This is a genomic window from archaeon CG10_big_fil_rev_8_21_14_0_10_43_11 (genome assembly GCA_002763265.1).
Taxonomy (GTDB): Archaea; Nanobdellota; Nanobdellia; order PEZQ01; family PEZQ01; genus PEZQ01.
Genome location: PEZQ01000003.1, coordinates 142109 through 168114, shown reverse-complemented (window position 1 = coordinate 168114; position 26006 = coordinate 142109). Strand labels below are relative to the sequence as shown.

The 26006-nt window shown below is 41.7% G+C and carries 22 protein-coding genes and 2 tRNA genes; 10 read left to right on the top strand and 14 right to left on the bottom strand.

The genetic code is table 11. The features are described 5' to 3' along the window. The first annotated feature begins 3 nt into the window (after nt 1-3). The 3 genes from COT72_01890 to COT72_01880 are packed head-to-tail and all read left to right on the top strand — an operon-like array spanning nt 4 to nt 3030. Nucleotides 4-1719 (top strand): hypothetical protein, encoded by a 1716-nt coding sequence (locus COT72_01890; protein ID PIO00436.1) that lies wholly within the window; start codon nt 4-6, stop codon nt 1717-1719. Nucleotides 1720-1758: 39 nt separating this feature from the next. Next, nucleotides 1759-2121 carry a hypothetical protein gene (locus COT72_01885; GenBank protein PIO00435.1) on the top strand — a complete coding sequence of 121 codons (363 nt, stop codon included), beginning with the start codon at nt 1759-1761 and terminating at the stop codon, nt 2119-2121. 51 nt (nt 2122-2172) lie between these two features. Beyond that, nucleotides 2173-3030, top strand: coding sequence for a hypothetical protein (locus COT72_01880; GenBank protein ID PIO00434.1), 858 nt, complete (start codon nt 2173-2175; stop codon nt 3028-3030). On the opposite strand, the gene COT72_01875 is transcribed toward COT72_01880, so the two are convergent. Next, nucleotides 3031-5379 (bottom strand): hypothetical protein, encoded by a 2349-nt coding sequence (locus tag COT72_01875; GenBank protein PIO00433.1) that lies wholly within the window; start codon nt 5377-5379, stop codon nt 3031-3033. Between COT72_01875 and COT72_01870 the strand changes: the two genes are divergently transcribed. Together COT72_01870 and COT72_01865 are read left to right on the top strand one after the other, a co-directional pair. Then, a complete protein-coding gene (locus tag COT72_01870) occupies nt 5380-6345 on the top strand; it encodes a hypothetical protein (GenBank protein ID PIO00432.1) in 966 nt (321 codons plus the stop codon). Continuing rightward, the gene (locus COT72_01865; protein PIO00431.1) at nt 6335-7045 is read left to right on the top strand and encodes a hypothetical protein; all 711 of its coding nucleotides are present in this window, start codon (nt 6335-6337) and stop codon (nt 7043-7045) included. Before COT72_01870 ends, COT72_01865 begins: the two co-directional genes overlap by 11 nt. 195 nt (nt 7046-7240) lie before the next feature. Here COT72_01865 and COT72_01860 read toward each other — a convergent pair whose 3' ends face one another. The 5 genes from COT72_01860 to COT72_01840 form a co-directional block, all read right to left on the bottom strand. Next, nucleotides 7241-7750 (bottom strand): hypothetical protein, encoded by a 510-nt coding sequence (locus COT72_01860; GenBank protein ID PIO00430.1) that lies wholly within the window; start codon nt 7748-7750, stop codon nt 7241-7243. A 137-nt stretch (nt 7751-7887) separates the two neighbouring features. Further along, nucleotides 7888-10695 carry a hypothetical protein gene (locus COT72_01855; GenBank protein PIO00429.1) on the bottom strand — a complete coding sequence of 936 codons (2808 nt, stop codon included), beginning with the start codon at nt 10693-10695 and terminating at the stop codon, nt 7888-7890. 128 nt (nt 10696-10823) lie between these two features. After that, complete coding sequence (locus tag COT72_01850) at nt 10824-12758, bottom strand: excinuclease ABC subunit B (protein PIO00428.1); 1935 nt, start codon at nt 12756-12758, stop codon at nt 10824-10826. Then, nucleotides 12755-14308 (bottom strand): excinuclease ABC subunit C, encoded by a 1554-nt coding sequence (uvrC, locus tag COT72_01845; protein PIO00427.1) that lies wholly within the window; start codon nt 14306-14308, stop codon nt 12755-12757. Before uvrC ends, COT72_01850 begins: the two co-directional genes overlap by 4 nt. Beyond that, the gene (locus COT72_01840) at nt 14305-17109 is read right to left on the bottom strand and encodes an excinuclease ABC subunit UvrA (GenBank protein ID PIO00426.1); all 2805 of its coding nucleotides are present in this window, start codon (nt 17107-17109) and stop codon (nt 14305-14307) included. Before COT72_01840 ends, uvrC begins: the two co-directional genes overlap by 4 nt. A 120-nt stretch (nt 17110-17229) precedes the next feature. Between COT72_01840 and COT72_01835 the strand changes: the two genes are divergently transcribed. Then, nucleotides 17230-17502 (top strand): hypothetical protein, encoded by a 273-nt coding sequence (locus tag COT72_01835; protein PIO00425.1) that lies wholly within the window; start codon nt 17230-17232, stop codon nt 17500-17502. A gap of 359 nt (nt 17503-17861) precedes the next feature. On the opposite strand, the gene COT72_01830 is transcribed toward COT72_01835, so the two are convergent. Beyond that, nucleotides 17862-18395 carry a hypothetical protein gene (locus COT72_01830; protein ID PIO00424.1) on the bottom strand — a complete coding sequence of 178 codons (534 nt, stop codon included), beginning with the start codon at nt 18393-18395 and terminating at the stop codon, nt 17862-17864. Between the two features lie 278 nt (nt 18396-18673). Between COT72_01830 and COT72_01825 the strand changes: the two genes are divergently transcribed. The 3 genes from COT72_01825 (at nt 18674) to COT72_01815 (ending at nt 20827) form a co-directional block, all read left to right on the top strand. Further along, entirely contained in the window at nt 18674-19483 is an 810-nt protein-coding gene (locus COT72_01825) for a hypothetical protein (GenBank protein ID PIO00423.1), read from the top strand. Between the two features lie 124 nt (nt 19484-19607). Then, the gene (locus COT72_01820) at nt 19608-20126 is read left to right on the top strand and encodes a hypothetical protein (GenBank protein PIO00422.1); all 519 of its coding nucleotides are present in this window, start codon (nt 19608-19610) and stop codon (nt 20124-20126) included. A 254-nt stretch (nt 20127-20380) separates the two neighbouring features. After that, nucleotides 20381-20827, top strand: coding sequence for a hypothetical protein (locus tag COT72_01815; GenBank protein ID PIO00421.1), 447 nt, complete (start codon nt 20381-20383; stop codon nt 20825-20827). Here COT72_01815 and COT72_01810 read toward each other — a convergent pair. From COT72_01810 to COT72_01795, 4 genes are all read right to left on the bottom strand, one after another. Further along, entirely contained in the window at nt 20822-21127 is a 306-nt protein-coding gene (locus COT72_01810; protein PIO00420.1) for a hypothetical protein, read from the bottom strand. The two genes, COT72_01815 and COT72_01810, sit on opposite strands and share 6 nt — an antisense overlap. A gap of 332 nt (nt 21128-21459) precedes the next feature. Next, on the bottom strand, nt 21460-22059 hold the full coding sequence (locus COT72_01805; protein ID PIO00419.1) for a hypothetical protein: 600 nt from the start codon (nt 22057-22059) through the stop codon (nt 21460-21462). Between the two features lie 75 nt (nt 22060-22134). Then, nucleotides 22135-22314: transfer RNA gene (locus tag COT72_01800), tRNA-OTHER, on the bottom strand. Next, the gene (locus COT72_01795) at nt 22308-22940 is read right to left on the bottom strand and encodes a hypothetical protein (GenBank protein ID PIO00418.1); all 633 of its coding nucleotides are present in this window, start codon (nt 22938-22940) and stop codon (nt 22308-22310) included. Before COT72_01795 ends, COT72_01800 begins: the two co-directional genes overlap by 7 nt. Before the next feature lie 101 nt (nt 22941-23041). On the opposite strand from COT72_01795, the gene COT72_01790 reads away from it, so the two are divergent. Beyond that, nucleotides 23042-23896, top strand: coding sequence for a phosphoesterase (locus tag COT72_01790; protein ID PIO00417.1), 855 nt, complete (start codon nt 23042-23044; stop codon nt 23894-23896). On the opposite strand, the gene COT72_01785 is transcribed toward COT72_01790, so the two are convergent. The 3 genes from COT72_01785 to COT72_01775 all read right to left on the bottom strand — a co-directional run bounded on the left by COT72_01785 (nt 23891) and on the right by COT72_01775 (nt 25861). Further along, entirely contained in the window at nt 23891-25252 is a 1362-nt protein-coding gene (locus COT72_01785; protein PIO00416.1) for a hypothetical protein, read from the bottom strand. The two genes, COT72_01790 and COT72_01785, sit on opposite strands and share 6 nt — an antisense overlap. A 107-nt stretch (nt 25253-25359) precedes the next feature. Beyond that, the gene (locus COT72_01780; protein PIO00415.1) at nt 25360-25752 is read right to left on the bottom strand and encodes a hypothetical protein; all 393 of its coding nucleotides are present in this window, start codon (nt 25750-25752) and stop codon (nt 25360-25362) included. 37 nt (nt 25753-25789) lie between these two features. Further along, nucleotides 25790-25861, bottom strand: a tRNA-Ala gene (locus COT72_01775). Between the last annotated feature and the right edge of the window lie 145 nt (nt 25862-26006).

The following is a 26006-nucleotide window of genomic DNA, read 5'->3' as shown; positions in this document are numbered from 1 at the left end:
TGAATGATATCTATGAAAATAAAGTATGACCGCGATTTTACAACGGCAAAAAAGCAGAGACCTGTTGATGAGTCTGACCCAACGCCGGAACAAGCGCTTCTTCCTGCACGAAAACCAAAAATCAGGGTTTTTGAAGGATATTTGCAAAACAAGGAATTAACAAAAGAAGCGTCAAATATTTCTAACTGGATGCAAAAGAATCTCAATCTCTTGTATGGTGACACTGATTTTTATCTCGTTGATTTAGAAGGCCTCTCAGAAATTGTTGCAAAAGGAGGTTGGAAAGCACGACCTGACCACTGGTCGCTTGGCCAAGAGTTTGAAGTGCAGCGAAAAGGGCATAGCATGGGTAATTGGATTGTGTATGAAATCGTTGCATCAACGGGTGTGTGGAAAAAAGGCCATGTTGAGCCAAACAGCGCGTATATTTATAATGTGAACAACATGACTGATGTCAAGCTTGTTATGGCGCACGTGTTTGGCCACATGCATGTGGACCATAATAATGCGTATGCGCGCAAATTCAGACCCATCTCGCCTTTTGGGTACATGAATTTCCAGCAGGAACGCTACCAGGAGCTTGAAGACTTGGTTGGTGAAGATGCAGTAGATGAAATACGGGATGTTGCAAGCATTCTCAATACGCTCACTGATTTTTATGAAGACCTGCCAAAACGTGATTTGCAAGCGATTGCAAACATGGACAAGGAAAATCCGCTCACGTTTTTAGATGATGTCTTGAATAATTCAAAGAAAATGCGTGAGCGCGTAGTTAAAGCCCGCTCTGAGCACAAAAAAACGCAACACCCTCCAAAACGAACCTATAACGTGCTTGAGTTTGTGGCCCACTACTCCACTAAGCTTGAGGACTGGCAGCGGGAAGTGTTGCTTCTTGAAAACGGCATCACCCGCTTTGATTATCGCATTGAAAATCTCAAAGTCTTGCACGAAGGATTTTCTGCAAGTGTTGACTTATTGTATGCTATGAACAATAATCTTCCAATTGGAGAGACTATTGACTGGATTAAGCACCGAACAAATGGCATGCTTCATCCTCGTGAAGGATTAAACCCGTACCGTATTGGTCTTGACCTGCTTATGCACGTGATTGAGAAGTGGGGCTCAGGGCGTTTTGGTCTTGACTACGAACTTGATGAAAAAGCATCACGACGCAATTTAAACATTGATTTTAATTCGCTTGATTTCAAAAAAGGATGGAATAAAGTGCTTGAGATTGCTGCAACTCACATTGACTATAGTCTCTTTGAGGAGTATTTTACGCCTGAATTCTTTGCTGAAAAAGCACGCGACCTCATGGTGTATGAGGAGAACAAGAGCCGTTGGTGGTGGTGGAACCCTGAAGCACAAATAACCAGCAGAGAGTTTGATGATGTGAAACGCGCCCTGCTTTTTGGCAAGTACAATATGGGTCTGCCGCGCATTGCAGTATCTGCGGGCGGCGGCGACTTCAATGGTCAGGGCGGGCTTCATCTGGTGCATGATGTTAAAACCGTGCTTAACATGGGTCTTGAACCGCGTCAAGTGACGTTGCAACCCTATCTTACTAACCAATCGCTTAAAGCGCTTTATCAGGTGTGGGGAAAACCGGTTTTTCTTGAAACCATTGATGAGAATAACAATCATATTCGCATGATATACTCTGATGGAAAATTTAGTGAGATTCAAAAGAATAGTGCTAAACAGAATGGGTGGCGTTAGGGCGAATAATTTATAACACATTAGTGCGGGTGAATCACTATGGATTTCAATTTGGAAAACGTTTTTAATGAATCAGAGAGCCTTGTTGACTTAATTAATAAGGTATGCGCGTTCAACAAAGAGCATGGCCAAAGCGGGGTAACCTGCACAAAAATTCTTGAGCGAGTCAAACAAGTCTATGAACTTGGCGACATGGCAAAAGACATTTCACCATGGGGTATTGCAGAAACCAGAACCGGCATGCAGCCAACCTCGTTTGGTGTTGACTACCATCAGAGTAATGCAAACCTGATAACCCCACAATACATTGCGCAAGCAAAAGAAGCATGGCCTCAATTGTCAAACAAGTACGCAACAGGCTGCGCTGATTGTGGAACGCTTAAAATACAGAACGAACGCTAGGGTTTTTTTGGGCGCAAGATTAAAAACAAAACCATGAGCGTAGAGTAAGGTATGAACAAACAGGTAATCTTACTGCTCGGATTCTTTGGTATGGGTGTTGTGCTGCTTGTCTTGTTTAACTCCTTTTTTTTTATCAGTTCAGAGTATTCGCGCTATTCAGATGCCCAACTTGTTAAACGCTTTCCCCTGCAAATTAATACCTCACCCACCGAGTTTTACCCGCTTGAAGAAACCTCACCCGTTCTTAATGCGTCTTTAACGTGGTTCTTGTCAATTAATCAAAGTGATATGAGCACGCCGTGGGTTTTGAAAAACATTCTTGAATCATGTACATACCCGTCTCTTGTCAAAAAAGCGCGTGAACTGTATGCATACACTATTCGCTCTTTATTTGAACCATCCTATGAAATTTTAATATATGACCAGTCAGTGCGCGCAAACAATGTGTCAGCACTCACGTTTGTTTCACGCGCGCTTCTTTGTAACACTAATGAGTCATACTTTTCTAAAGATTACGCGCAAGCACTTGATGCGCATCAAAATAGTGGCGGAGAATACGTTTCAGACGCGTATTTTAAAGCGCATTTTGTTCTTGCGCTTATGTTTGCAAAAGAGCGGGGATGCATTAGTGATGAATTTGCCACGGCACTTATTGAAAAAAACGCGGCAGAACTTGCAGCGCAAAACAATGAAAACGCGTTTGTTGATGATGCGTTTGTTGAAATCGCAGCAGTTATTGCCTATGCGCAACCTGATTTGTATGATGATATCTGGACTCAAAAAATCGTGGACGCGCAGGACAGTTTTGGGTTTTGGTCTGGTATTGAAACGAGCAGGTATCCAAACACGCACACATCTTCACTCGCGTTATGGGCGCTTGTTATGCGTAATGGTTGTGATGGCTGGTAGTTAAAACCACGTGTTCAAATTCTTTTGCGGTTTTTCTTTTTCCCAGCCAACAGCGTCGTAGATGCGTTCAATCTTGCCGCCGGTCACTTCTTCAATGTGTTTATCCACATTGACAACGGTTCCTTTGGGCACGTCCCAGTCATTTGAGAATGCAATAACATCAGTAGGGGGTTTTCCTGGCACGTCTTTAACATACATAACATAAAAGCGCGAACCAACATCAAAATTCGCATCCATATGTTTGTTTGCGTATTTTGCTGCGCGAACTGAGGGGCGGTCAACTTTGTATGCGGTGATTGGTTTTTTGAGCGGTGAGGAAATGCCTATTTCTTCAAAGCGCGCGTTTCCTTTGCGAATTTGTTCGCGCACGTGCCGCAAATACTCGTTTACGTCTTCACGTGTTTTGCCTGAAAAAAGCATTTCAAGCACGTGTTGCTGGGTTTGCTTGGCAAGCTCAGAGCTGTCTGAGCGAACGGTTTCAAGACCGGTAACTGAGATTTCAGGAGGGATGTCTTTTCCTTTATACCACGTGATAAGTCCTGCATAGCGTTTTTTAGTTTCAGGAAATAAGAGGAGTTTGTAGTAGAGTTTTTCAAACTCAACGCTGAGCATGTTTTTTGGCGCGTTATACCGGTCAAGCAGTTTTTGGTATGATGCATTGAGAATTTCTGCAACGCTTTTGCCTTCTGCTATACTGTTGTGCGCGTCTTTTTTTGTGACAAAAATACTGTCTGTATCCCCGTAGAGGACGGTGTAACCGTTTTTTTCTGCAATGTTCTTGCTCCACAATACTGTGTCTCTGCCAACTTTTGTGATAGCATCGCCCACGCCTTTTTTGTAGAGGCGAAAATGAGGGTTTGCTGATACGCCATAAAAACTGTTCATCACAATCTTTATTGCGTACTGTTTTGCTTCCAAGCGTTTATATTCCTCACTGCCCTTCTTGTGCGTGTCGCGCTCTTTTTGGATTAGAATTCGGCGATTGAAGATGTGTTCAAGAATTTCTGGAAAAATGCCCGCACGCGTTTTTGAAAAATAGGTGTGGTCAATAGTCACGCAATCCTGCTCTTTTTTGTTAAGAATGGTTTCAGGGCTGATATTGCAGCTGATAATGATGTTTGGGTACAGTGATTTGAGGTCAACAACTGCAACATTTTCATGCAATCCTTTTACTGGGTCAAGTACGATTGCTCCTTTGAGTCTGGTTCGTTTTTGCACGCCTGCTTTTGTTGGCAACACGTACTTGTCTTTGCAGTAGGTAAGAATAAACGAGTCTGAGGTGCGCATGCTCATAATCACGTCATCAAAATCGCAGTGTGCCATGCGCCTCACTTCATCATAGTAGTCAATGATTTTTCGCTTCTGATCAATTTCGTATACAAGATACGTGTCTTTTGCGTTGTATTCAATAAACGTGTCAAAGTTCTCACGCCACATGTTTCCCCACGTTTTTGGCATGGCAATCTTTTTTGCATTAAGTTCCTGGCTGCTAATGTGGTCAAGGGTGTAGAACTTCATTTGTCCCATCACCATCTTGCGATATCCCGTAAGCAGGTCAAAAATGATGCGTCCTTTAATCACGGGGTTTGTGCCGCTAAATCCACCGCGGATTTTTGTGTAATTAAGAGGGGAGAGCGCGTTTGGGTCAAGTCCAAGTGCTTCCATGCGTTTGATAAGGTAGTAAATGTCAAAATGCTTCACGTTCCAGCCGGTAATAACATCCGGGTCAACGCGGTTGAAATACGCGATGAGATTTGCAAACAGGTCTTTTTCAGTTGCTTCTTTTACAATGGTTGCTTTGACGCGCATGGTTTTGCCGTTAATCTCGAATTTGTAGGTTTTTTTTTCTTGTTCTGTTTTAAAATCGTTGCGCCAGGTGAGAATTGTGCACTCCTTGTCAAATGAGTCAAAAAGCGCGATAGCAGTTACTTCATGGTCTGCCTGCTCAATATTTGGCCGCGTGTTATCGGTGTTTGTTTCAATGTCAAGATAGCACACGCGAAGCGGGTCTTGTTCAATCGCGTCATACGTGTCTATTACGTAGCGATTGGTAAAGAGAATGTCTGCTTCAAACGTGTGTTCAAAGTTTTTTCGCAACTCTTTGACGTGCGCGGGAATGTTGCAAACCACTTTAACAACTGCTTGGCCATCAAGGGTTGTTTTTTTTGTTTCTGCTTCAACGCGCACTACGTGTTCTAGTTTTTCCGCTTTTTTTTGGTCTTTTGCAAGCACAAAAAAGTAGGGTTCAACGCCAGTGACTATGTCTACGCGTTTCTTCTTATCCGCACCGCGTGAGAACACGTGAATGAGGGGTTTGTCCTCTTTGACTTCATATTCAACTTTAAACATGTGAATAACACGTTAGAAAAATTTCGCTATTTTAAAGTCTTGCTCTCTGCACCAAATGAGATTCTGGGCGGGAGAGAAACGTTTTTGAATAATGCGCAAGGAGAAGTATACAAACAGGGGAGTGTAGTGCAGTTGCGCGCAAGTAGTTTGGTGCATAGGGTGATTATTTTCATAGCCCTTGGCGTGTTCATTTCTGGCGCGTTCGCGCATGAAGATGCGCAGAGGGCTGGCGTGCTTGCATGGTTCTTTTGGGATGTTATACTGGTTGGCTCTTTTGTTTCCGGCGTTTTTGTCATTCTTGCCGTGAGCATGAAAAAACCATCAAAGTTGCAGAAAAAAGTATTTTTTCTTGGCATTGTGGTTCCTCTTATTCTGGTTTCAGGGTATCTTGTGGTTGGCACGCTTTTTATGAACGTCACGTCTGAGACCGGTGGACCTGTGCACTGGCACGCTGATTTTGAGATTTATAATTGTGGTAGCCCTGTTGATATTATTGACCCAAGCGGGTTATCAAACCGTGTTGGCACGTCGGTGTTTCATGTGCATGGGGATAATCGCATGCACGTTGAAGGAGTGGTTGTTAACATAAGTGATGTGACGCTCCGCGAGTTTTTTGAAGTGATTGGGGGCCGTGTTGATGACTACTCGCTCTTATTGCCCACTTCTAATGGTATTGTAACTATGGATACGAGAATCGGTTGTGATGGCACGCCTGCGGTGTTTAATATTTTTGTGCTTCGCGTGCAAGACGCTCGCGCGGGCATGACAACAAACATGCAGTACACGCTCACGCGTATTGACTCGTTTGACGAATACGTTCCTGCGCCATTTGCGTACGTGCCGCCAGGGGATTGTGTTATTGTGGAATTTGGTGCGCAAACAAATACAACTGATGCCCTATGCGATTCGTACGAGCGCGCAATAGAGCGCGGAGATGTAGTGGAGGCTGAGAGTAGTGGCGGTTGAAGCGTACCTTCCCACACTTGGAACTGTTCTTATCACTGCAGTAATTGACTCGGTAAACCCGTGTGCTATTGGCGTGCTTATTCTTATGATTTCAGTGATTATGAGCGCAAAACAGTCTGTTTCAAGAATGCTGTTGCTTGGTTTGCTTTATATTACATCAATTTTTACCGTATATTTGCTTGCAGGTCTTGGTCTTACCTACGCGTTTACCGTGTTTCCGCTCGTGCTCACCGAGTATATTTCAATAGTGGTTGGCATGCTTATTATTGGTGCAGGCCTCATTGAGATTAAAGATTTTTTTTGGTATGGTAAAGGTTTTTCACTTACCATTCCGCATCGTTTTTCAAAAAAATTGCGTGAACGAGCCATGCGCATTTCGATTCCAGGCGTTATGATTCTTGGCGCGTTTGTTGCTGCAGTTGAACTGCCGTGCACGGGCGCGCCGTATCTTGCAATTATCACGCTTTTATCACAGTACTTTGACGTGACTGCTGGCCTGCTTTTAGTGCTCTATAATCTTATTTTTGTCTCTCCGCTTGTAGTTATTCTTGTTCTTGTTGCGTTTGGAAAAGAACTGTATGAGGTTAAAAAGTGGCATGAGCTAAACAAGCCGTTCATGCGCTTGCTTGCTGGCCTGCTTCTTATTTTCATGGGATGGTTGCTTATTCTTATTTCAAATGGTACTATCAATTTTGGCTGAGTAAGGTGTTTAAGCACCAAATGTGTGTATGGGCAGTATGGCAAAAAAAGCGTCAAAATCGCGCGGAGAATTGTGCGCAAACTGTCTTAAGAAGCTAGGTTCAAAAACAGTAACTAAAAATGAATTGAAGTTTTGCTGTCAAAAATGCTGTGATGTGAACACGAAAAAACAGGAAACTGCTGTGTGCGAGTTTTGCTAAACAGCACGTGGTGCGCAGGTTTCTTCAACCAGTGATTCTAGCGTTGCTGTACACTCACTGCAAAACGTTTCTGGTTTTGGATGTCCTGTTTGCATCACGCAATCGCTGTGGTGTTTAAGGTCGTAGTGGTGACCAAGCTCATGAATGCCTGTTGCGCGTTGTTTTTCTTCGCTCATGTCGCCTGCGACTAATGCGTGCCCATTCTGGTAAAACCCGTTAATTGCGCGATAATCCCCATACGTGCTTTGCACAAGCGGTCCGTCCAAAAAAAGCAGAATGTTCTTGCCTGCATGGTGCTTGTTCAAGTGTGCAAACAGCGCGTCTTTATCATAGAGTTTTCTGTCCTCAGAGCCAAGCGTGCCGTTTGCATAGAATTTGCTTAATTCGTTTCTGCATTCAAAAGGAATCTCAAGAGTATCATAGGCTATTTCTTCAATTAAGCCGCTAAACGCGCTTGTGAGGGGAGTTTCAACCGCTAAAAGAGGATTGAGGATGTGTAGTTTCATAGGTAATTGACACAACGCTGTGTTGTATCCCTTTTAAAATGTTGTGGTTTTTTCCGACAGGATTAAAAACAATAATTAACTATTGTTGATTAGGTTTTATGATAAGCCTCCTCTTGAATCATATCTTGAGTAAGTGTTTAGCTGGCGGCTTGTTTTGTTCGTTCGCCAAGTAATTCTTCAAGCCTGCTTCTGAGCATCTCGTTTTCGCTGATGTTTGGGAAGAGGTGAAGTGCTGCTTCTTCCATGTACTTGCAGGGGATGATGTCAATTTTTCCTTTGTAACTGTCAAGTATGATATCTTTTGCGTTTTTCTCACTTATAATTACTTTTTTTAGCCCGCGCTCCATTGCGCCTTCAATTTTCCATTTCACGCCGCCAACTTCTTTGAGTTCTCCATGAACATTCATTGATGAGGTTAAGCCAATGCTTTGGTCGATACGCGCGTTGTAGAGCGCACTCATGCCCGCAATGGTGAGCGCTAGTGTTGCGCTGTCCCCGTCGCTTGCTTGTTTAAAATCATAAAACTGGAGTCGTACTTGTTTATCAAGTGGTTTGTTATAGACGCGTAGTAGATTTGTGTCAACCTGTTTTAAAGATAATTCAAGATAGGATTCGTTCACTTCTTTTTCTTTTTGTATTCTTCCAATATAGGCTACTCCCGCTTCATGTTCGTTTTTTGGAACTGCTTGGGAGAGGATTGGTGAAACTAAACCCTGATAGATTGATGGTATAACTGCAAGCGCGTTTACCTGGCCTTTTTTTAAGCCGCTTGTCATGATTTCTTTGTAGTTTTCCATCATCTGATTGAGTTTGTCTACGTGTTTGTGTTCAACTGATTTTTTCTTTTCTATTGCAATTCTAAAGTGTTCATGCGTTATGTAATTTCCTTCTTGTTGCGCGTAGAACTTTCTTTGATAAAATTCGTCTCTTGCAGAGCGTATAACCCCTTTGAGCGGTCGTAGCTGTGTTGAAACGTGACCATCTTGGGGGGACCATGATTTAAGCCATTCAACCATCTCTATGACTGCTTCTCGCGTCCAGGGGATGTACATAACATCCTGCACAAGCGAGAACATGTTTTCTTCTCTTTTTGTACGGTGTTCTTGATTGTTTCTTGGATATTTTATAAAGAGGTCATCAACAATTCTCTCTACCGTTTGCTTGTAGCTTAGGTGTCCTCTTGCGTATTTGTGCGCTACGTCTGGTATGAAGTGTTCTTCAAAGAGTTTGTCAAGAGACAGTTCTCCATAGTAGTTTACGCCATACATGGTTCTGACGAGTTGTTGGCGTTCAATGCTTAAATCTTGTAGGTCTTGTTCTTCATACATTTTTTTCGTGAACAGAACCCATTCTTTTTTATTCAGGTGGGGATAGAGTGTGCTTCTTGTTTCTTCGAGAATTGCTTTTATTTCTTCTTCATTTCCCATTTTCAACGTTTTGAGCGTGGTTCGCACATTGTTAAGGTCATCTTCATACACAGAGAGCGGAAAATACGCATATTCTCTGAGATTTTCTGGGGTTATGCTCTGGGATACAGGCATGATTACTTGTATTGCCTTGTCAAGAAGTCGTGAGCGAAATGCAGGGTTTGCGAGTATCCCTTCAAGATTGTTTGTTGCCATGACAAGCCTAAAATCGCATGGCGCTGGTGCAGTGCTTACGCTTGCCGCACTGTTGCTTCCTGATGAGCCAAGACTTCGTATTGGCCATGATTTATCTTCCCACGCGGTAAGCAGCCAGTTGAGGATTTGTTCGTTGAGCGAACGAGCTTCATCAATGACGAGCACGCCTTTGTGTGCTTTGTGTATTTCTCCTGCTTCAACCCGCTTGTACGCAGGCGTGCCAAGCCCACCGCTCTGGTAGGGGTCGTGGCGCACATATCCAAATAAGTCTGATGTTTCAGCACCGGTTACTTCACGGCAGGGGGGTGTTAGCTTGTCGCTGTTGTCAACGAGTTTTTTTGGTTTCTTGTTTTTTTGTGAAAAAAAGTAACTGAACGGTTTTTTTCCGTGTGAGCCAAGCAGCGGACCCCACCCTAGTGCAGTTGCAAGGCCGCCAACGACTGCGTCAAAAACCAGTTTTCCTCCTGCAAACGCGGTTCCTTTGACCAGCTCAAATGCGTTCACAAGAGTATCATACGAAAAGTAGGCTATGGGAAGAATTGCGACCCCTGCAAGGATTTGGAAAAAACGATACGCATCTTTGTGTTCTTGGCGCCATTGCAAGAAAAAATCTCCGTTTTTTCCTTCAAGAAAATGATTGTATTCTTTTAAGCTTCCAACAGGCACTGCAGTTATGAGCGGTTTATTTTCTTCAGCTTCTTCAGGATTTGGTTCGCAGAGCAAGTCAACAAGTTGTGGTTCTCCAAATATAGCAAGGAGTTCTGCAAGGCTCTTTGCTAAGTGAGATTTTCCGTTACCCGGCTCTCCTAAGAGCAAGAGGGATTGTCCTGTTTCTGCTGCATCAATAACCTGGCTTTTGACATAGTCTGGCCCGATATACTGATTTATTTTCAGCCACGGCAGAGCTAATGCTTCGTGTATGATTTGTTGGTCTATTGTTCTTACGCCGCTGTTTTCCCGCTCTTTTTTATCCCGCCTGTACGTGCTTAGCGTGATTGCGTGCGCGAGGTCAATGTCTGCATTGACATCATTGAGTAATCGCTCAAGGTCATGGCTTACATGGCCTTTTGGAAGGTATGAAAATGCATGTCCTTTTAATTGTTGCATATGTTTGAGATTGTGGTATGCAACAACTAATTCTTCTTTTCGCTTTTTTTTTAAATGAGAGCACATCATGCTCATATTTTTGCTTGTGTTGTAAGTAGGCAGACCAAAGTTCTTCAGTTGTTTCAAAGTCCCAGCCTGCTTGTGTTTCTCCCGTAGTAGCAAAGTAATTTCTTTTTTCCTCTTGGGTGAGGTTATCAATCTTGCATTTTGGCGCATTAACTAAATGTATGCGTTTTTTTGCTTCTATAGCTGTTTTTGTGGGCACAATTCTCTACTTTCTAGAAAAATGTTTAATAAACTTATAGGTAATTGAATTATACGCTTTGCATAATGCTGTTTTGTAGTTACTCCTCTGTTGAGAGTCGTTGTTTGAGTCGTGTTATCTGGTTGCGCAGTTGTATGGCAAGCTCGAAATTGAGCTGGTCTGCTGCTTCTTGCATGTCGATTTCAAGCTGGGAGATAATGGCAGGTATTTCTTTTTTTGGCACGTGTTTTGTGTCTTTAACCGTGGTAATTTCTTTTCCCACTTCTTTTTTGATGGTTTTTGGTGTGATGCCGTGTTTTTTGTTGTACGCGGTTTGAATGTTTCGTCTGCGTTCTGTTTCAGCAATAGCAAACCTAATCGAGTCGGTTATCTTGTCGCAAAAGAGTATGACTTTTGATTCAGCATTTCGTGCAGCTCTGCCAATGGTTTGAATAAGTGAGGTGTCGTTTCGCAAGAATCCTTGTTTGTCTGCGTCAAGAATGGCAACAAGTGCGACTTCAGGAATGTCAAGGCCTTCTCGAAGCAGGTTGATGCCAACAAGCACGTCAAAGTCGCCTGCGCGCAGTTGTCTGATTATTTCACTTCGCTCTAGCGTGTCAATCTCGGAGTGCAGGTAGCGAACGCGCACACCTTTTGTGCTTAAAAATTCGGTGAGTTCTTCTGCCAAGTGCTTGGTGAGTGTGGTAACCAGTGTGCGGTTTCCTTTCTTTGTTGTAGCAGTAATTTCAGAAAGAAGCGTGTTCATTTGTCCGGTGATTGGTTGTGTTTCAATACGGGGGTCTACAAGTCCAGTTGGGCGGATGATTTGTTCAACAATGTTGCTGCTATGTTTTTTTTCATAGTCTGCGGGTGTTGCTGAAACAAAGATGGCGTTTTTAAGATAGGTTTCAAATTCATTAAACTTGAGCGGGCGGTTGTCAAATGCGGAAGGAAGGCGAAACCCATATCTGACAAGTGATTCTTTTCGCGCAACATCCCCATTAAACATGCCCCGCACTTGCGGAATGGTTTGGTGGCTTTCATCAATAACAACAAGAAAGTCTTTTGGAAAGTAATCAAGCAAGCAGTAGGGTGCTTTGCCGGGTTTTCGTTTGTCAAAATGGCGCGAGTAGTTTTCAATGCCGTTGCAGTAGCCCAGCTCTTTTATCATCTCTAAATCGTATTCAACTCTTTTTTTGAGCCGGTGTTTGATAAGGAGGTCATCAATTTTTGGAAGTTCACGCTCAAGTTCTTTTCGAATAGTCTTTATTGCATCTTCTTTGTCTTGTTTGTCAACGACAAAATGTTTTGCAGGAAATAAAAAGAAATCATTGAGCACGGTTTTTTCAAAAAAATTGAAGGGGTCTACAAGACTGAGCTTTTTTACTGTATCTCCATCGAATTCTACGCGCAGCACATGCCCTAAGTGCACGTCTACACTGTTTCCACGTACGCGAAACGTGCCCCACGTGAATTCCATATCGTTTCGTTCATATTGCATGTCAAGCAGCTTTCCTAAGAAGTCTCGTCGTGAAAGTTTCATGCCTGTTTTGAGATTAAATGAGAGTTTGTAGTAATTTTTTGGGTTTCCAAGACCATAAATGCAGCTCACACTTGCAACAATGATAACGTCTTTTCGTGTCATAAGCGAGTGCGTTGCTGAGAGCCGCATCTGCTCTATTTTTGGGTTAATGCTCAATTCTTTTTCAATGTACGTGTCGCTTGCAGGCAGGTATGATTCTGGCTGGTAGTAGTCGTAGTAACTCACAAAGTATTCTACTTTATTTTCAGGAAAGAATTCTTTGAATTCCTGGTAGAGTTGGGCTGCAAGTGTTTTGTTGTGTGCAATAACAAGCGTTGGCTTGTTAAGTTTTTGAATGGCATTGCTTATGGTAAATGTTTTGCCGCTTCCAGTCACGCCAAGCAGGGTTTGTTTGGTTTTGCCTGACTTAAAGCCGTCTATGAGTTGTTTAATCGCTTTAGGCTGGTCTCCTTCTGGTTTGAATCCGGCTTTGAGAGTAAATGTTTCAGTCATGGTATGAATCCTTTTTTGCGCAATAATTGGTGGTAGGTGATTGCAAACCGGTGTGATTCGTCGCGCACGTTCATAAGTAGTCGCAGCCCGTCTGATTTCTTGTCAAGGCGCAGGGGTTCTGGTTTTCCGGGCATATATAATTCTTCCTCTTGTTTTGCAAGGGACACAAGAGGGATGTGTGCGTTAATTTCACGAAGTGCTTTTATTGCTGCGTTTAATTGTCCGCGTCCCCCGTCAATAAGGATGAGGTCAGGATACTGTTTTGATTCGGCTTTGAGCCGGGTGTATCTTCGTTTTACAATTTCATAGATGCCTTGAAAGTCGTCATTGCTTTGGTACGAGCGCATCTTAAAGCGGCGGTAGCCTGTTTTGTCTGCTGTGCCATTTACAAATCGCACCATTGAGCCTACAACGTATGTTCCTTGCGTGTGTGAGACGTCAAATCCTTCAATCACGACCGGGTTAAAGTTGAGTTCAAGTTTTTCTTTTAAGTCAGTAACGCGATAGTTTTCTTTAACAAGACTGACTTCTACATTGCGTTTGACAAGGTCGAGCAGTTCTTTTCTGCTGCCTCGCTGTGGAATGTGTATTCGCACGTTTGCGCCGCGCACGTGCGTTAAGTAGATTTGAATAGTCTTGTCAGCAAGGGGGTGGGGAATAAGGATGCGGGAGGGAATGGGGTTTTCTGCGTAGTATTGTTTGATAAACTCGTCGAGAAAATCCTCAGAGTGGGGGAAACTGAATTCCTGTTTTGTTGCGAGCACGCCTTTGTTAAGGGTAAAAACAATCATGTGGACTGTGTTGTCTTCGCGCACAAAGTTCATCACGTTTTCGTCATAGTTTCGTTTTTGTTCAACGTTTTGGCGCACTTCCAAATATTCAAGTGCGTGGAGCTGGTCGCGGATTGTTTTTGCTTGTTCGTAGTGCTGTGTGTGTGATTGTTCGTGCATTTCATTTTTCAGTTCTTTTTTGAGTGCATTAACATTTCCTTTAAGAAAGTGTTTAACTGTTTCAACGCGCGAGTCATATTCGTGGCGTGTTTCTTTTGCTTCACAAGGTGCGTTACACAGTCCGATGTGGTAGCGCAGGCACGCCCGTTTTGGGAGTCGCTTGCACGTTCTGAGTTTGAAGCTGTTAACAAGCAATTTTCGCACGAGTTCGCGGTATTCTCCACTCACAAACGGACCGTAGAGACTTCCGCGTGCGTCTTTTTTTCTGCTTGTTAAGAGTCTTGGATATGTTTCGTCAGTAACAAGTAAGTATGCATAACTGCGTGCGTCTTTGAGGAGGATGTTGTATTTTGGCTGGTGTTGTTTGACAAGATTATTTTCTAAAATAAGGGCTTCAACTTCGTTTGAGGTGACAAACAGTTCAATGTCTGCAGTCTCATTTACGAGTGCTTTAGTTTTGGGGTCTTCATGCGTTTTTGTAAAATAACTTGACACGCGTTTTTTGAGGTTTTTTGCTTTGCCAATGTAGATAATAGCTGCGTCTGTGTTTTTGTACGCGTAACATCCAGGGTCAGTTGGCAGTAGTTTTAGGTCAATCATGGTAAGAGTCGTTTTAAAAACGCGCCAGTATGGCTTTGCGTGTTTTTTGCTACGTGTTCGGGGGTTCCTTGTGCAATAATGCGTCCGCCGCCGTTGCCTCCTTCAGGTCCAAGGTCAAGAATGTGGTCAGCGTTTTTTATGATGTCAAGATTGTGTTCAATAACGATGATGGTGTTTCCTTTGTTTACGAGGTGTTGTAATACGAGAATAAGTTTTTTTACATCATCAAAGTGCAGACCGGTTGTTGGTTCGTCAAGTAGGTAGAGGTTATTTCCATTGTCTCGTTTTGCAAGTTCGCGTGTGAGCTTGATGCGTTGTGCTTCGCCTCCTGAGAGCGTGGTAGATGATTGTCCAAGCTTGACGTACGTGAGTCCGACATCCTGGAGTGTTTTTAGCTTGCGATAAATTTTTGGGATGTGGTAAAAAAAGTCAAGGGCTTCTTCCACGCTCATGTCCAGTACTTCGCTGATGTTTTTTCCTTTGTAATAAACTTCAAGTGTTTCATCGTTGTAGCGTGCACCTTTGCACTCTTCGCACGTGACATACACGTCAGGCAGGAAGTGCATTTCAATTTTAATAAGACCGTCGCCTTGGCACGTTTCGCACCTGCCCCCGCTCACGTTAAATGAGAACCTGCCGGGTTGGTAGCCGCGCAGTTTGCTTTCTTTTGTTTGTGAAAACAAGTTTCGCACGTCATCAAATACTTTGGTGTAGGTTGCGGGGTTGCTTCGCGGGGTTCTGCCAATAGGTGACTGGTCTATCATGACGAGTTTGTCAATGCTTTTTGGGATTTGTACGTTTTTGTATCCATCAACAATCACGTTTTCTTTTGACAGTTCTTTTTTGAGTGCTTTGTAGAGCACTTCGTAAATAAGGGTTGATTTCCCGCTGCCGCTTACTCCACTTACAACAGTGAGTACCCGTGTTGGGAAGTGTGTGGTAATGTTTTTGAGATTGTGTTTTGTAACGCCGGTAAGTGAAAGGTATTCTGTGCTCTTTCTTCTCTCGCTTGGCACGGGAATTGTTTTTTCTCCACTTAGGTATTGTCCGGTAAGGGATTTTTTGTTTTGCTCAATTTGTTTTGGTGTGCCTTTAGCAACGATGTAGCCACCATTAAATCCTGCGCCGGGTCCAAGGTCAATTACGTGGTCTGCTTCGCGAATCGTGTCTTCATCGTGTTCTACAACAATAAGGGTGTTTCCAATATCGCGCAGTTTTTTGAGGGTTTCAATGAGCTTGTTGTTGTCGCGCTGGTGGAGTCCAATGCTTGGCTCGTCAAGCACGTACATGACTCCGGTGAGGTTTGCACCAATTTGGGTTGCAAGGCGTATGCGTTGTGCTTCCCCGCCTGAGAGGGTTCGCGCTGAGCGTGATAGGGTAAGGTAATCAAGTCCAACATTATTCAAAAATGAGAGTCTTGAGTTGAGTTCTTTTAAGATTTGTTTTGCAATTTCTTTTTCTTTTTCACTGAGTTCAAGACGCTTGAAGAAGGTAAGCGAGTCTTTAACGCTCATGTCGGTTAGGTCAATAATGTTTTTGTCAGCGATTTTTACTGCAAGACTGGTTGGGTTGAGGCGTTTTCCATGGCATGCTTTGCAGTCAAGTATGCTCATGAATTTTTCAATCTCGCGTCTTCGATAGTCTGATTTGGTTTCTTTGTATAATCGTTCAAGCTGGTTTACTACGCCTTCCCATTCTTTTTGAAAGGTGAATGAGGAGTCGCGTTCTTCTGAGGCGTATTTGAACTTGATTTTGTTGTCACTGCCAAACAGGAGTGCTTCGCGTTGTTTTTTGGTAAGTTTTTCAATTGGTGTAAACAAGTTGAACTTGTAGTGTTTTGCAACAGCGCTGAGTTGCTGGCCTGTCCAGCTGGTTGACACGTTGCGGTATGGTGCGAGCGCGCCGTCAATAATACTCAGGCTCTTGTTTGGTATGATAAGTTCGGGGTTGATTTTTTGTTTGAAGCCAAGCCCGTGGCATTCTTTGCACGCGCCAAAGGGTGCGTTAAATGAGAACATGCGTGGTTGGAGTTCTTCAACAGCAAGACCACATTCAGGACATGACATGCTTTGTGAGTAGAGTCGTTCTGTTTCACCGTTTACAATAACAACCAGTCCTTCTGCTTTTTTGAGTGCGTTTTCAACCCCTTCGGTCACGCGTTGAGCGTCTTTAGTACTGGTTTTGTCAATGACAACTTCAATATCATGTTTTTTGTAGCGTTCAAGTTCAAGGGCTTCTTGTGTGCTTTTGATGTCGCCGTTCACGCGCATGTGCGCGTATCCTTCTTTTCTGAGTGTTTCAACAAGTTTTTCGTAGGTTCCTTTCTTTTGCCGTACCAGTGGTGCAAGTAGGGTGATGTTTTTTTCTCTAAAATCGTTGAGCACGTCTTTTGCAATGTTTTGCGCTGATTTTCGCACAATGGGGATGGCGTGGTCAGGGCAGTACGGCGTGCCGATGCGTGCAAATAAGAGGCGTAAGTAATCATAAATCTCAGTGACTGTGCCTACTGTGCTTCGCGGGTTTTTGCTGGTTGTTTTTTGTTCAATAGCAATAGCAGGGGATAATCCTTCAATACTGTCAACATCGGGCTTGTTCATGAGTCCTAGAAACTGGCGTGCGTAAGCTGAAAGTGACTCAACGTAGCGCCGCTGTCCTTCTGCGTAGAGTGTGTCAAATGCGAGCGTGCTTTTTCCGCTTCCAGAAAGCCCGGTAACTACAGTAAGGTTATTTTTTGGGATAGTCACGTCTAGGTCTTTGAGGTTGTGCTCTCGTGCTCCTTTTACAATGATGTTGTCATGCATAGGCTGATACGTGCAACAAGATGAAAGAAGCCTTTTTAACAGTTGTGAAGTTCTGACCGCTTAACCGCTTTTGAGCGCGGGAGAAACATTAATATAGTCTCATATTTTTGCGTGATGTTCATGTTAGATACTCTTTTGTTTGCAGGTTCGCGCGCGGTAGCGTCAAACGCGTTACTTTCAGGAATGGGCGGGGTTGCGTGCGGGTATGAGCGGGCGCGTGTGTATCAGTACTTGCCTCTTGCAGTCACGGTGGCGTCAAATGTTGTTACTATGTTGTATAGCAGATTTTTGTTTTCATTGTATGCGGGTGTGTTTTCTTTTGCTATGGGTTATGTGATTTCAAATTTGTTAAGCACTGCTAAAAAGAGCGAGTTAGAAGGGTTAGTTGAGTAAACGCGCCTTATTTTTTCTTAACAATTTTCATGTATGCCCACCAGAAGGTGTAGCTGAATATGAGCGACACGACGCCCACGTATACAAGCCCAAGCAGGCTCATTGCAATCCAGCCCCATCCTCCGCCAAGCATCATGTAATCCCACATGAATGCCATACTTATGTGTTTTCCTCCGTGTCAGTGTATCGTTGTTTGCAGTGTTCGCTGCAAAACCATTTTCCGTCATAGTCAAGACCGCTTCCTTTGACTTCTTCCATCTTGCATATTGGGTCAATGCGTTTTTGTTTTTTTTTCAAAAAATCAAACATATGTTAGGATAGGGATGTTTACCTATATAAATCATTGAGCACGCCTTGCTTTATTCTTCTTGAGTAAAATATTTGTAGAGCGCAGCCGCTATGAGGACGATGGTTTGTGGCGTGAGTTCAGGTTTTTCGCGTTCGTGCCCGCTAAACGCGTAGAGGTGCGTGTCGTCTTTATCGTCGTCTTGTTTGCGGGGTTGTGGTGTTCGGGGCGTGGTGCATGCAAGGTCTTCGAGGAGGGTGATGTTTTTTTGCGTGAGTCGTTTGCGAATGTGTGGCAAGACCATACTGTGTTTGGTTAAGTGTTTTCGGTGGAGAAAGTCAAGTGTGAGCGTGCCTGGTTTGTACCTGATAAGATGGCCGTTGTAGTATTGTGTTTCTTCAAAGTTGTTTTCTATGAGTTGGGTCGTGTTTTTTTCTTGTGACGCGTACTCGCCGAGTTTGATGCCGTGCGCGTACAGGGTTGCTTCGTAGGGGTTGTGTGTTTCTATAAGTGTGACTAGGTCTGTGAGGGGTTGGTTTGTGTTAAGGTGGCTCGTGATTTTTTGGCTGCCGTTGTGTTTTGTGTAAGTAATGAATGCGTTAGTCATCGCATTTTTTGAACTCAAAAGACAGTATTTAAACGTTTAGTAATTCCCAAATTGTGTTGTTTGCGTTTTTCCGGCTCTTGCCATTGTGCGTGGTTACAAGACATATTTTTTATTGATACCAAACTAATTTTGTAGATTTTGTTGAAATCTTACTTGAAAAAAGACAGGCTATAAGAAAGATTAGTGTGGTTCAGTACGAGACAAAAAGGAATAGTCTTGATCCTATTTTGAGAAACACACATTATGTATTCATAAATCGATATAGCTTTTTTTTAATAATGACACGTAAGGTTTTTGTGGATGAGAATGGTTATTATCGCTATGTTGATACTCAAAGACTTGTTCATAGAGAATTAGCCTATCGTTATCTGTATAATAACAAGGATTATCCGCTACCTTTTAAAAAATATTTTGTTCATCACAAAGATTCTGATAAAAAAAATAATAACATAGACAATTTAGAAATAATAACTAAAAAGAAACATTCTGAAATTCATAACTTTGATTCTCATTCGGACAGAGCGGTTTCATTAAATATTGCCCGTAATGGTGGTCATTCATTCGGTGATCCGGTATTGGTTAAGAATAATGTTTTGGTTAGTAACCGATTTTTGTTTATTTCTGTTTTTCTTATAGGTCTGTTTATTTTTAATTTACTTGATTTTAATATGCTATTCGATTTGCTCACAGGTCACATTGTTACAGTAAATGTGCCAATAGGTGCCGGTGTTACTAATTCAAAAGATAACATTTGTGAAGAGAAGATAAAATATTATCTTGGTAGCGGTGTAGCTTTGGTTTTTGAGAATTTTATGGGAAATTGGAATAGTCCGGGTATGGACCCTCTTAATCCTCCCTTCTTTTGGATTAGGAATACGCTGAACTATTCTATTATTGTATCTGCTCAAGGTTGGACTCATTCGGGAGATTCGCGTCCATTTAACGAAACTATTGCTTTATTGCCTTTAGAATTTAAAAAAGTCTATATTACTAGTGGGGGTGGAGGTTCTTTTGATATTGATTCGTTTAATTCGAAGATACTTAGTCCAATTAATTTGAGTATACGAAGAGAAAAAGTTTGCGAATAAGACCTATGTTTGACGTCATTTATTCTTAACTTGGTATAGTTTTTAAATAATTAACATTTTTATTTTTATCTGTAACTCTTGAAGATATAGCTACAAAAATAGATGAATTGATGGATGAACAATAATGGTAAAAGAAGAAATAATGTACAAAGGCACTACAATTACAATGGAATGGATTGAAACACTCGTTCCTCCTTTTGATGCACCTATTATGCAGGTCTCTGGGGTTTGTTTGAATGAGAATGGGGATATCTTAGTAGTTAAGAAAAAAGATAAGTGGAGTTTACCGGGAGGGCATCCTGAAAATGAAGAAACGCCCGCACAAACCCTGCAACGAGAAATTATGGAAGAAGCAGGTATTAGAATTGATGAATTCAAACTTTTAGGCGCTATTCGTGTAACTCATCCTAATAATCCAAAAGAGAAAGGCGGCGAAACGTACTATCAACTTAGATACTACGCAAAAGCAAGCAAACTATTGTCTATAAAACCTGACCCTGCAACGGGGTATACCTTTGAAAGAAAGTTTGTGAAGCCTGAAGAGTTTATTGAGTATACGAAATGGGGTATTGTAGGAGAAACTATCATTAAAAAGGCAGTAGACATACATGAAAGTGCCGAAGGAGGGGCAATAGAAAGATAGTTTAGTTCCTACTAATACTCCTTAGATTATGATTTTTAAACTTAGTTTTTTAGGATTTTATTTAGGACCCTGTTGACACTATCTAAGAGTAGTTGCGGTTTGAGAAAATTTTGGAATAGTTGAGCTGAGAAAGAATAAAGTTTCTTGCACGTCCAGAGAAGTTCTGTGTTCTATACATTGACTCATTTTGGAAAGCTAATGCACCTGTTGATATTAAGAGGGATTTGGGAATAAAAGATTTTTTATTATTGAACATGTTGCAAAAGAACTGCATGCCAAGAGTATATGTTAATAGTAATGTTTTCATAAGTCTTATTCAAAGTGAGTTTGGTCGTAACTTAGAGTTTATGGACCTGCGAAGCATAGAGTTTATGAACACATCTTTCGATTGTAAATATACAATGGTTGTTTCTGATTTAGTAATTGCCGAATTCTGTCAAATTACTAGACTAGACGAATCAGACTTTATGGCTCTTTTTGATAAAAACCCTAAGAAGTTAGAAGTTCAGCGTATAACCCAAAAGGATATTGATTTCTCTAAAAAGATTGTAACCAAATTTGTTAAAGGAATAAAAGATGCGCGTCATGCTGCCAGTGCGATACATAATCATTGTAAATTTATCTGTACGTGGAATGTTAAGGATTTTAAGAAATTAGAAAGAAAATATGATATTCTTGTTAGAAGACCAGAAGAATTATAATTCCAGTTTATTTTTTCTTGCAAGTTGCTTCATAAGCTCATCTGAGTCTTCCGTTGAAATAAAGGGTGATGTCATCTTTGCTTCTCTATTCTTTGATTTTTTTCTGAGCTCCAGAATTTGCGTATATAATTCGTCTTTCTCTAAGGATCTAAGTTTATCTCTAACTGCCTCTCTAACAAGTTCTGCTTTAGACGAGTAATAACCTTTAGAAATATACATATCCATATCTCTAAATTGTTCTTTAGAAAATTGTAGTGTCGTAGATTTCTGAGCCATGTTTATAGTTAGCAAAGTATCCATATTTAAATATTTATATGAATATCATATGGAATCAATATAATAACTGAGGAATGGTCAAAACCAATTACAAGACCGTACCAGATTTGGTCATTCTTGTATACTTTTCCTTTGATAAGTGAGTTAAACTTGATAAGATTCCGCTCATTAATCATTATATCAAATTGCATTCGTGGAGGTATTTTCGAGCTTGTGTTTTAAAATCTTGGTTTTTGAATCTAGTGTTGAATAACTCCCTGCTTGACTTAATCTGGGAATCGATAAGCATTTTTTGCTGTTTGAATAGTGAAGTATCCTCTCGTAATTGTCTAGCATAATATTCAACGTAATCTAGGTCAACCCAAGTTTTCATAATATTTTATCACCGCTTCATACGTTTCAAACTTTTCTTTTTTTAGGATATCTACAAAAAATATTCGTAAATGTCGTGCATCAGCAATATCTTTTTTCCCAGTAAGTACCAGTTCTTTGTAGAGAATTTCAAATTCTAATTGCGGAATTTTGAACTCAAAATCTTTAATTTTTATCTTTTGTGGATGATTAAATTCAAATGATTTTGTCCGTTTCGTTTCATTGAAGGGTACAATTTCCATGTTAGGGAACATTTGATTACTTCTTGCGAATCTGATATTGTTTACTTCCTGAATATATTTGTATGCCATGTCCGCGGAATCGCCTTGGTAGCACCAAAAACCATTTTCTGTGAGTTCGTTAAATAGTTGAGTAAACGTTTCTTCACTAAGAGGGGGGAGGAGCAGGTCAACATCTTCTGTACCTCGTGTTCTTCCTGTTGCAATACTTACATATCCACTAACAATTAGGTAATCAGAATGTTTTTTTAATATGTTGAGAAAATCTTTAACAAATATGTCTAATTCGGTTAAATCTCTTTCAATAATTATAGTGTCATTATCTATATGATACGCGTTAGGCACAGTCCGTTAATCATCTTCTGGAGTTATTACTCTTTCTCTTGTGAATAACCACTAATTAAGGTAGTAAAGAGGGAGTGCCGAAGGAGGGATTCGAACCCTCGGACCTCCACGTTTCCCAGCTTGATTATTGCTTAATCTCATCACGAAGTCAGAGTTCATAAGCAGTTACTTATGAGCATCGCCAATACCTACCAAATCACGTCACGTTTTTGTTGGAAGAATATTTGTGGCGCTCTAACCAGGCTGAGCTACTTCGGCATTGATAGTAGGCTGTTTGCATCTTCCAATGACATGATTATATGGTAATATTCCGTACCATTTTTAAAGATTTGCTTGGACACAGTAGACAATACATCAAACTCGCTAAGAATCTTCACAACGTCTTCACACAATCCGTTACTTGCCGTACAATAATGAAAGGAATTGTTTGATTTCCCACCATCTGTCAACAATAAGCCTTGAATCAAAGCTCTTTTTTCGTCCTTGTTAAACTGATTAACAATACTTGGAAATCGGATAATCTTTGATTTTTTTCCTTCAGGAAAACCAAGAATTCTTGTAAAAAACCGGTAAATTATTTTTGACTTAATCTCAGATACGAAATAATCAGACTGTTTTCGTCTTGTATAGTTGCGCGTTTTGATCATAAATAATTCTTCAAAGCACTGATTATAACGTTCAATTGTTGATGGCTTATTGTTCGTAAAAACAATAGGCACTCTCTCCTTTCTCATCCATTCGTCAAAGGTTGAAGAAGGAATGTCAAAATCATTTAGGATAACATCTTTTTTGAGTTTAATTTTAGTTGTGTCAGAAAGTTTTACGCGAATCCAAAGTTGTCTTGCGTCACTGTTATCATGCAGTTTTATTAAATTGAACACAAGAACATTTGCAATTAGGTAATCAATTTAGTTTCGCAACAGTATGTCCAGTAATATCAAACCGCAAAACCCTTAACATCACAATACTCTTTGTTAGTAGTATGACAACAAATCTATGCATATATCATAAAAACTGTATTGATGGTACTACGAGTGCTGCAGTGTTTTTAACAAAATTTCCAAACTCAAAAACAATCCCGTTTGACTACAATTACACACAAAGCAATATTCAGTCACTTGCAAATCAGCTTGATTTAGACACGCATCTGTATTTGATTGATTTTTCATTCAAACCTGAGCAAATACAAACCCTTCTTGATACAGGCGCGCATCTCACTATTCTTGACCACCACGTGGGCGTGAACAAAACCCTTGAACAAATCAAGCACGAATGCTTTGCCTACACGTTTGATAATAATGAAAGTGGCACATCTATTGCGTGGAAACACTTTTTTGGAGAACCCGTACCTCGCCTTGTAGAACTCGTCAAAGACAGGGATATTTGGGCGTGGAAGCATGGAGATGAGACAAAGCATGCAAACAATTATTTGAGCCTGTTTATTAATAAACCTGAAAAAATGAAAGAGGTTCTCAAACAAGATGCAGCGCTCATAATTGAGAGGGGTTCGTACATGAGTGCGTATGCTGATGATTTAGTGCACACACTTGAAACCCGACTCACCCCGGTTACTATTTCGGTGGGAGAGTATGTGGTTCTAGCTTACAACACGCCTCTTTTCCATTCAGAAGTAGGACATTATTTTGCAAAAAAGAATAAACAGGCTGTTGCCGTGTTTAGCTATATTGATGATGGAGTGAAAGTGAGTTTTCGCGGACAAGACAATGACAAACCGCTTGCGCGCGAGATTGCAGAACTTTTAGGGGGCGGGGGTCATGACAATGCTGCCTCAGCGCGTGTGAGTGTGAAACAATTTATTGACATGATTGTCTTATAGTCCAAAGATTGAAAGAATGCTTGAAATACCCAGTCCAAGCGTGCTCAAAAGTGCTCCGCCAATTGCGCCAAGCTTTGCTGCACTGCCTGTGGCAATAGAGAGGTAATCGTGTGCAGCAGAGAACGTGAGCGATTCGCCCCATACCGTTTCGTTACTCTCGTTAATGCTCAATCCCACAACGTGGTCTCCAATTGTGTGCGGGATGATTTGAAACTGGAAACCCTCGCTTGCGTGCAATACTTCAATTGCGTAATCAATCACGTCAAGCGCTTTTTCTTCTTTGCTTGTGAGTGTGTGCTCAAAGTCTGCTTTTCTTGCGGTAAATGGCTCGATTTTAAGCGTGTAGGATTCGACCATTTCATGCTCTTTACTTAATAGCAAGGTAAGTTCTCGTTCACTCTTTGCTTTTTTGAGATTGCTAATGAGCACGGTGAGCGTAAGCGATTTTTTGTAATTGCCAACGCGCTCGGGAAGGTGGGTTTCAACCCATAAATCACTATACTGGAATTCTTCAAAGCGTTCAAGAAGAGTGGTCATCAAGCGGTCAACAATCGTGAACGCGCCCGGCCTGTCTTTTTGCGCGCGCGCAATAAGCTCATCAAGTACGTCAAGAGATATGCGTGAGCCATTGCCTTTTTTGAGCTCGTAGAGACCGTCTGGTTTTATGACATGTCGTATTTTGGTGTTGAAAATTTGTTGTCCGCGCTCAGGAATCACTTGCTTTAAGTATGTGAGCAAGAGTACTGTTTCAATTGCGCGCTCAACACGTTCTTTTTGGGAAAATTCTTTTGCGTATGATTTTTTTATAAGCGCAGATACCATGCTTGTCCACTCATCAAAGCGCAATTGTGCTGCAGGGTCCATAGTTGAGCGAAGCGTGTCAGTAATGAAGTTGTCAAGAAGCAGGGGCACTTTTGGTGATTTGTAATATTTTGAGAGACTTCCTGGTTGAAAATTAATGTGGGGGATGGTAATAAGAAATATCATGCTCGCACATGACATGAGTGATGAGAACACGACAAACATCATGATAATCACGCTTGTTTTTATCACGCTGTCAACAAGGAATACAAACAGCAAAAACGCGATGAATGCATTTATGAAAATAATGCTTGTTTTGAAAATGGATACAATAACGTTTTTGCGCAATTGCCTAAAACCAGCAAGACTCTCAACTTGCAGGCCTTTTGTGCGAAGTACGTGAATTTCTTCGCTAAAACTTCGATACACGCGTACGCTCATGATAACAAGAATAAATGAGCCGCCAAGAAGCGCGAAATAGCCAAGAGGCGCAGTGCGCAAAAATGCAGTATTATTTTCTACTAGCGCAAAAGGCGTGGTAAACGCGAGAAACACGGCTAGACCAAAAAACGCTCTTCGCAACCACACTTCTCCTCGAAACAGCACGCGGTATTTCCCTCTCTGTGGTGAATTGGTGCAGTAATGGCATAAAAAGGTATTTCTTAACGCGAAAACAAACGCTTTACGCGTGCTGTGAGGCTTTGTCTTTTCTTAAACAAAAAGAGCGCGATAGTAATTGCAAGTGGCGCAATGCTACCAATAAGCAAGCCGTAGACAAGAATGAGTATTGCAAGAATGATTTGTCCAACGCCGCTATCGCCCCACGGCGTTGTGAGCACAATGATAAGTGCTGCAATAACGTTCCATACCACGAGTGTGGTCGCAAAAAATTCTTTTCTAACACCTACGCGTGAGAACAAAACTCCAAACACGATTACGTAAGCGAGCGCAAGCAGGACGAGCAGCGGGGTTTTTGCAAGAAAATAGAGTGATTGAAGTGCAAGCAGCGCGCTTAAGGCGTAGAGAACAAGGTTTGCGCGTGCACGCGGCTTCATACCCGTATTGGTTTGTTGTGAGAACATAACTGTTTAGTGGACTGGGCGAGAATCGAACTCGCAGTCTCCGCCATGCCAAGGCGGCGTCATACCACTAGACCACCAGCCCAAAAAGGTTAGGAATTGTAAGCGTCAGACCATTTTTATAGATTGCTTTTTTTCCTGGTGGGTAACACGCGTGTTTCTCGCGTTTAGCGTGTTATAGGTTGTCCAAGGGGCTTTTCACGTTTTTAATTGATGAATGCCCAAGAAGT